5 protein-coding genes and 1 pseudogene are annotated in these 6,375 nt (G+C 75.0%); 1 reads left to right on the forward strand and 5 read right to left on the reverse strand.

Features of this window, described 5'->3' with window-relative positions; translation table 11 throughout:
- Positions 1-36 precede the first annotated feature (36 nt).
- Positions 37-1,104, reverse strand: a complete 1,068-nt coding sequence (locus ACFVWU_RS35365) for an NUDIX domain-containing protein (RefSeq protein ID WP_387628521.1) — start codon at positions 1,102-1,104, stop codon at positions 37-39.
- A gap of 388 nt (positions 1,105-1,492) precedes the next feature.
- Between ACFVWU_RS35365 and ACFVWU_RS35370 the strand changes: the two genes are divergently transcribed.
- On the forward strand, positions 1,493-2,407 hold the full coding sequence (locus ACFVWU_RS35370) for a PfkB family carbohydrate kinase (protein ID WP_387628523.1): 915 nt from the start codon (positions 1,493-1,495) through the stop codon (positions 2,405-2,407).
- A gap of 89 nt (positions 2,408-2,496) precedes the next feature.
- On the opposite strand, the gene ACFVWU_RS35375 is transcribed toward ACFVWU_RS35370, so the two are convergent.
- The 4 genes and pseudogenes from ACFVWU_RS35375 to ACFVWU_RS35390 form a co-directional block, all read right to left on the reverse strand.
- Entirely contained in the window at positions 2,497-3,390 is an 894-nt protein-coding gene (locus tag ACFVWU_RS35375; RefSeq protein WP_387628525.1) for a C40 family peptidase, read from the reverse strand.
- Between the two features lie 266 nt (positions 3,391-3,656).
- Positions 3,657-5,078: an acyl-CoA synthetase gene (locus ACFVWU_RS35380; RefSeq protein WP_387628527.1), complete on the reverse strand. Its 1,422-nt coding sequence runs from the start codon at positions 5,076-5,078 to the stop codon at positions 3,657-3,659.
- Positions 5,079-5,270: 192 nt separating this feature from the next.
- Positions 5,271-6,233, reverse strand: coding sequence for an electron transfer flavoprotein subunit alpha/FixB family protein (locus ACFVWU_RS35385; protein ID WP_387628530.1), 963 nt, complete (start codon positions 6,231-6,233; stop codon positions 5,271-5,273).
- 45 nt (positions 6,234-6,278) lie between these two features.
- Positions 6,279-6,375 (reverse strand): annotated as a pseudogene (locus ACFVWU_RS35390) (electron transfer flavoprotein subunit beta); the annotation flags it as partial.

The raw sequence follows: 6,375 nt of genomic DNA on the forward strand, positions 1-6,375 counted from the left end.
GGTCCGCAGCCGTCACACCGGCGGACCACCGCAGCCCTACGCCGCGTCCGCCGTACTGGCCAGCCCGAGCGCCACCCGGCTCCCCGCCTCCAGGTACCGCAGCTCCCCGATCCGCCGCGCCTCCAGCGCCGCGGCCAGGCGCCGGTAGCGGCTCGGCGGCAGCAGGTCGGCCGCCTCGTCCAGGGTGACGAACCGCCAGCCGCGCAGCTCCTCCTGCTGCAGCAGCACGTTCTGCCGGCCCGCGTCGTCGAGCAGCCCGCCGTCGTACATCAGCCGCAGGCCGCCGCGGCGCGGGCCGGTGCGCGGCTCCCAGTCGACGGCGAGCAGCCGCAGGGTGGCGGGGTCCAGCCGCAGCCCCAGCTCCTCGGCGATCTCGCGCAGGGCGGCGTCGGTGGGGGCCTCGCCGCGTTCGACCACGCCGCCGGGGAAGTCCCAGTCGGGCTTGTAGACCGGATCGACCAGCAGCACCCGGTCCTGCTCGTCGAAGAACAGCACCGCCGAGGCCACGGTGTCCCCGGTCGGGTCGGGGCTCTGGACGATCGGGCAGCGCGCGGCACCGACCCGGACCAGTTCGGCGATCCGGTGCGCGGTCTCGCGCGGGGTGAGCCGGCTGGTGTCGAGCATCCGGGCGTCGCCGACCAGCCAGCGGCGGGCGGCCCGGTAGCGGGGCAGGTGTTCCAGGCACCAGTGACGGACCCGCTCGCTGGCCTCCGGATCGCCCGGGCACTCCTCGCGTCGCGCGATGCGGTCGCGCAGGATCGTTTCTTCTGGGTCCAGGACGAAGTGGTGCACCGCGATCCCGTGAGCGGCGAGGTCGCCGAAGATCTCGTCCCGGTAGTCCTCTCTGAGCAGGGTCATCGGGACCACCAGCGGGCCGCCGACCTCGCCGAGCAGCGCGGCCGCCGTCTCGGGGACGAGTCGGCGCCAGGCCGCCAGGTCCTGGAAGTCGGACACCGCCGCCAGCCGGTCGGCCGGAAGCATCCGACGCAGACCGAGGCCCACCAGCTCGGGATCGAAGAGCACGCTCCCGGGCAGCAGTTCCACCAGCTCGCGGCAGGCACTCGTCTTGCCCGCCCCGAATGTGCCATTGACCCAGACGATCACAACGTCCCCTGCCCTCGACTCGCCCCGATGCCGTACGCACCGGGCAGCGCCCCCGTCGACCGAACCAGCGCCACCCGTGGTGGTACCCGCGCCACGCCGCTCCCCATACCTGCCCGCCGCGCCCGCCCACGCGCCCCGGCCCGCCCCTTGACAGAGGCATGTGCCCAGGCCAGCGGCCTGGGCCGGGAGGCATGCAGACCGTTCGACCGCAAAGCCGCCCCCTGACAGTACGCCGTGCGCACAGGAAGTCGGACCGGCCGACTTCCGCCGCGCGCCCCACCCGTACGCCGTGCGCGCCGCCCCTGCGCCCTCCCGTTCCCCGGTCTCCGCTGCCCGCCTCCGCGCGTGCCCCTTGCGCCGCCCGCACCCCGGCGCGTACAGAGGAACGGTGAAGCTGCTTCCCGCCGGCCGGGTCGTCGTCATCGGCTCGGTCAACACCGACCGGATCCTCCGCTGTCCCGTGCTCCCCTCCCCCGGCGAGACCGTGCTGACAACCTCCGCCGACCAGGGCTTCGGCGGCAAGGGCGCCAACCAGGCGGTGGCAGCGGCCCTGATGGGCGCGGCGACCCACCTGGTCGCCAAGATCGGGCGCGACGCCGACGGCGAGGCGGCGCTCGCCGATCTGCGCGACGCGGAGGTCCGGACGGGCGCCGTGCTCACGCACCCCGATGCGCCGACCGGTCAGGCGATCGTGATGGTCGACCCGTCGGGCGAGAACAGCATCGTGGTCGTCCCGGGCGCCAACGCCGAACTGACCCCGGAGGAGGTCACCGCCGCCCTGGCCCGGCTCCACCTGCTCCCGGTCGACGTGGTCCTCACCAGCAACGAGGTCCCCGCGGAGTGCATCCGCGCCACCGCCGCCGCCCTCCCCACCGCGGGCCCGAACGGCGGCACCCGCTGGCTGCACAACACCGCCCCGGCCGGGGCCCTGCCCGACCCCGGTCCCGGCGGCCGCCGACCCCTGGTGGTCGCCAACGCCGTCGAGGCCCGCCAGCTCACCGGCGCGGCGACCGTCACCGAGGCCGCCCGCGCCCTCGCCCGCCACGCCGAGGGGGCGGTGGTCACCCTCGGCGGCGAGGGCGCCCTGGTCGTCATGGGGGAGGTACTCGCCCTGCTGCCCGCGCCCGCCGTACGGGTGGTCGACACCACCGGCGCCGGCGACGTCTTCTGCGGCGCCCTCGCCGCCGGGCTGGCCCGCGGCGCCGCCCTCCCCGAGGCGGCCGCCACCGCCGTGGCCGCCGGCGCCTTCGCCGTCACCGCGCTCGGCGCCCGCGGTGCCCTCCCCCGCCCGGCCGACCTCTGAGCTCCCGCGCAGGAACGCACGCCAGGGCACCGCCGGCAGAGGCAGCGCGCCGATCACCGGCGCCCCTGGCGCCCGAACCGGCGACCCCGCTACGGCCGTCCCATGTACGCCGGGTAGTACCCCTTGCTGATCCCCGAGATCCGGATCTTCGTCCCGGGCCGCGCGGCCTCGACGTACTGGTTGTTGCCCAGGTAGATCGCCACGTGCTGGATCCCGCGCCGGGTGCCGTCCGGCGACCAGAACAGCAGGTCGCCGCGGCGCAGCTGGCTCGCGCCGATCGGCGTGGTCGCCGCGTACTGGTCGTTGGCGATCCGCGGCAGCTCGATGCCGCCGCGCCGGAAGGACTGCTGCACCAGGCCCGAGCAGTCGTACCCGTCCGGCCCGTTGCCCGCCGTCATGAACGGCTTGCCGACCTGGGCGAGCGCGAACTGCACGGCGGCCTCGACGTTGCGGTCCCCGGCCACCGAGTCATGGGGCGAGGCCGAGGAGCCGGAGGAGGACGGGGCGCCGGAGGAGGACGAGGACCCGCCGGTCCGCGCCAGGTAGACGTCGTAGTGGGTGGTCCAGCGCCACTCGCCCTTGCTGTTCTTGAACCAGTACCGGGAACCGTCCCAGCCCTGCTTGATCCCCCCGCTCGGCTTCGCGGACGACGTCGACGAGGAGTTCGCGCCACCGGTCCGCGCCACGTAGACGTCGTAGTGGGTGGTCCAGCGCCACTCGCCCTGGGCGTTCTTGAACCAGTACCTGGAGCCGTCCCACCCGGCGTGCGCCGGCGCCCGCTCCGCGGCCGCGGGGCCCACACCGGTGCCGAGGCCGATCACCCCGGTCCCGACCGCGACCACGGCCGCCATCGCGATCCCCCGGCGGACCCGCGCGGCCCGCGAGGGACGGGCGGGTCCGCCGGAGCGGTCGGCGGTGGCGGGGGCGTGCTGCCCGGTCGACTCCTCGGCGGTATCCGGCACGCTGGTGTTGACGGTGGTCATCCTGCTGACTTCCTTCGCTGCTTCGAACGCACTGGTGCGAACGGCCGCCGGACGGGCGGCTGCGGAAACTGCTGCGGACACGCGATAGGCCCCGGGATCGCCGGTCCGTACGCACGGCAGATCAGTTCTGCCTCCGTGTCACGTTAAGCACGCGTTCGCTCACGGCGCGCAGCGGAGTGCGCCAAAGGAAGGTTTCCCGGGCGGTGGTTACCGACAGGGCATCAGGGCGAACAGCCGTCACCGACGGGTCGGCCGACGCCCCGTCATCAGCGGCCCTCGGTCTCCGCGAGCAGCTGCTTCTTCAGCACCTTTCCCAGTGCGTTCCTGGGCAGTTCGGGTACCAGCACGACCCGGCGCGGCCGCTTGTGCACCGAGAGCCGCTCGGCCACAAAGGCCGTCAGCTGTTCCCCCGTCACGGCGCCGTCCGGGATGACGTACGCGACGATCGCCTGTCCGAGGTCCTCGTCCGGCGCGCCGACCACCGCCGCGTCGGCGACCGCCGGGTGGTCGCGCAGCGCGGCCTCCACCTCGCCCGCGCCGATCCGGTAGCCGCCGCTCTTGATCAGGTCCACCGAGGCGCGGCCGACGATCCGGTGGAAGCCGTCCGGCCCGATCACCGCGACGTCCCCGGTGCGGAACCACCCGTCCGCCGTCCAGGCCTCGGCGTCGGCGTCCGGCCGGTTGAGGTAGCCACTGAACAGGGTCGGCCCGGAAACCTGCAGCTCACCGACGCTCTCCCCGTCGTACGGCAGCGGCTCGCCGTCCTCGCCGACCAGCCGGGTGCGCACCCCCTCCAGCGGGAGTCCGACACTGCCGGGGCGGCGCTCGCCGTCCGCCCGGGTGCTGACGGTGATCAGTGACTCGGTCATCCCGTAGCGCTCGATCGGGGCGTGCCCGGTGAGCGCTGCCAGCCTCTCGAACACCGGCACGGGCAGCGGCGCGCTGCCGGACACCAGCAGTCGGGCCGAGGCCAGCCGGGCGGCCGCCGCGGGGTCCGCCGCCAGCCGGGACCAGACGGTGGGCACACCGAAGTACAGGCTGCCGCCCGCCGCCGCGTACCCCTCCGGGGTGGGCCGCCCGGTGTGCACCAGCCGGCTGCCGGTGCGCAGGGCACCGAGCACGCCGAGCAGCAGCCCGTGCACGTGGAACAGCGGCAGGCCGTGCACGAGGGTGTCCCCGGCGGTCCACTGCCAGGCCGAGGCCAGGGCTTCCAGGTCGGCGGCGATCGCCTCCCGTCGGATCACCGCGCCCTTGGGCGCGCCGGTGGTGCCCGAGGTGTAGAGCACGAAGCCGGTGGCGTCGGCGGCCGGCTCGGCGTAACCGGTGGCGGAGCGCTCGGCGGGGTCGACCGGCAGGGCCTCCACCGAAGCGCCCTCCGGCGCGGCTTCCCCGGCGGCGTGCGCGAGCAGCGCCGCGCCGGAGTCGCACAGGATGTGCTCGCGCTCCTTCGGCCCCGAATCGGGCGGCAGCGGCACCACCGGCACACCCGCCAGCAGGCCGCCGACCACGGCGATGACCGTCTCCACGGTGGGCCGGGCGAGCACGGCGAGCGCGGGGGCCCCGGCCACCCGGTCGGCCACGGCGGTCGCCGCGCCCAGCAGGTCCTCCCGGGAGAGCGCCCGACCGTCGATCCGCAGCGCGTCCGCCGCATCGCCGTAGTCGCCCTGAAGTGCCGTCAGCAGTGCCATGCTTCCGCCCTCGCCCTCGTCTCACCCTGGTCGCGCCGAACCCGCTGAACACGGTCATGCCGTGCGCCGCCGCGTCCCGCGCCGTCGGGCCGACTCTACGGGCCACCGCTCCGGCGCCCGCGGACCGGGGCGAACGACGGAGGGCGTGGCACCGAGCACCCGGTGCCACGCCCTCCGTGGTTCGTCCGGGGATCAGGCCTTGCGGGCCGCCACCTCGGCGGTGAGCTGCGGCAGGACCTCGAAGAGGTCGCCGACCACGCCGTAGTCGACCAGCTCGAAGATCGGGGCCTCGGGGTCCTTGTTGACGGCCACGATGGTCTTCGAGGTCTGCATGCCGGCCCGGTGCTGGATCGCGCCCGAGATGCCGTTGGCCACGTACAGCTGCGGGGAGACCTGCTTGCCGGTCTGGCCGACCTGGTTGCTGTGCGGGTACCAGCCGGCGTCGACGGCGGCACGCGAGGCGCCGACGGCCGCGCCGAGCGCGTCCGCGAGCTCCTCGACCACGCCGAAGCCCTCGGCGGCACCGACACCGCGGCCGCCGGAGACCACGATGGCGGCCTCGGTCAGCTCGGGGCGACCGGTGGACACCCGCGGGGTGCGCGAGGTGACCTTGGCGGCGTTGCCGGTGAACTCCACCGACACGTTCTCGACCGCGCCGGCGGCCGGGGCGGCCTCCGGGGCGACGGCGTTCGGCTTGACGGTGATGACCGGCACGCCGTTGCTGACGCGGGAGTCGACGGTGTACGAGGCGGCGAACACCGACTGGGTGGCGACGGGGCCCTCGTCACCGGCGCGGACGTCCACCGCGTCGGTGATGATGCCGGAGCCGAGGCGCAGCGCGACGCGGGCGGCGACCTCCTTGCCCTCGCCGGAGGAGGTGACCAGGACGGCGGCCGGGGCGGCCGTCTTGGCGATCTGGGCCAGGGCGTCCACCTTGGGGACGACCAGCTGGTCGGTGAACTCGGCGCCGTCGGCGACGTACACCTTGGCGGCGCCGTACTCGCCGGCCTTGGCGGCGATGTCGGCCGCGGCGGCACCGGCGCCGAGGACGACGGCGGACGGCTCACCGATGCGGCGGGCCAGGGTCAGCAGCTCCAGGGCCGGCTTGCGGACCGCACCCTCGGCGTGGTCCACCAGGACGAGAATCTCAGCCATTGCTCAATGTCTCCGTGTTTCGCTGGGTCGGGGGGTGGGGGCGGCTCAGATGAACTTCTGGTCGGCGAGGAAGGCGGCGAGCTGCTTGCCGCCCTCACCCTCGTCCTTGACGACCGTGCCCGCGGTGCGCGCCGGGCGCGCC

The sequence above is a fragment of the Kitasatospora sp. NPDC058190 genome (assembly GCF_042883685.1).
Lineage (GTDB): Bacteria > Actinomycetota > Actinomycetes > Streptomycetales > Streptomycetaceae > Kitasatospora.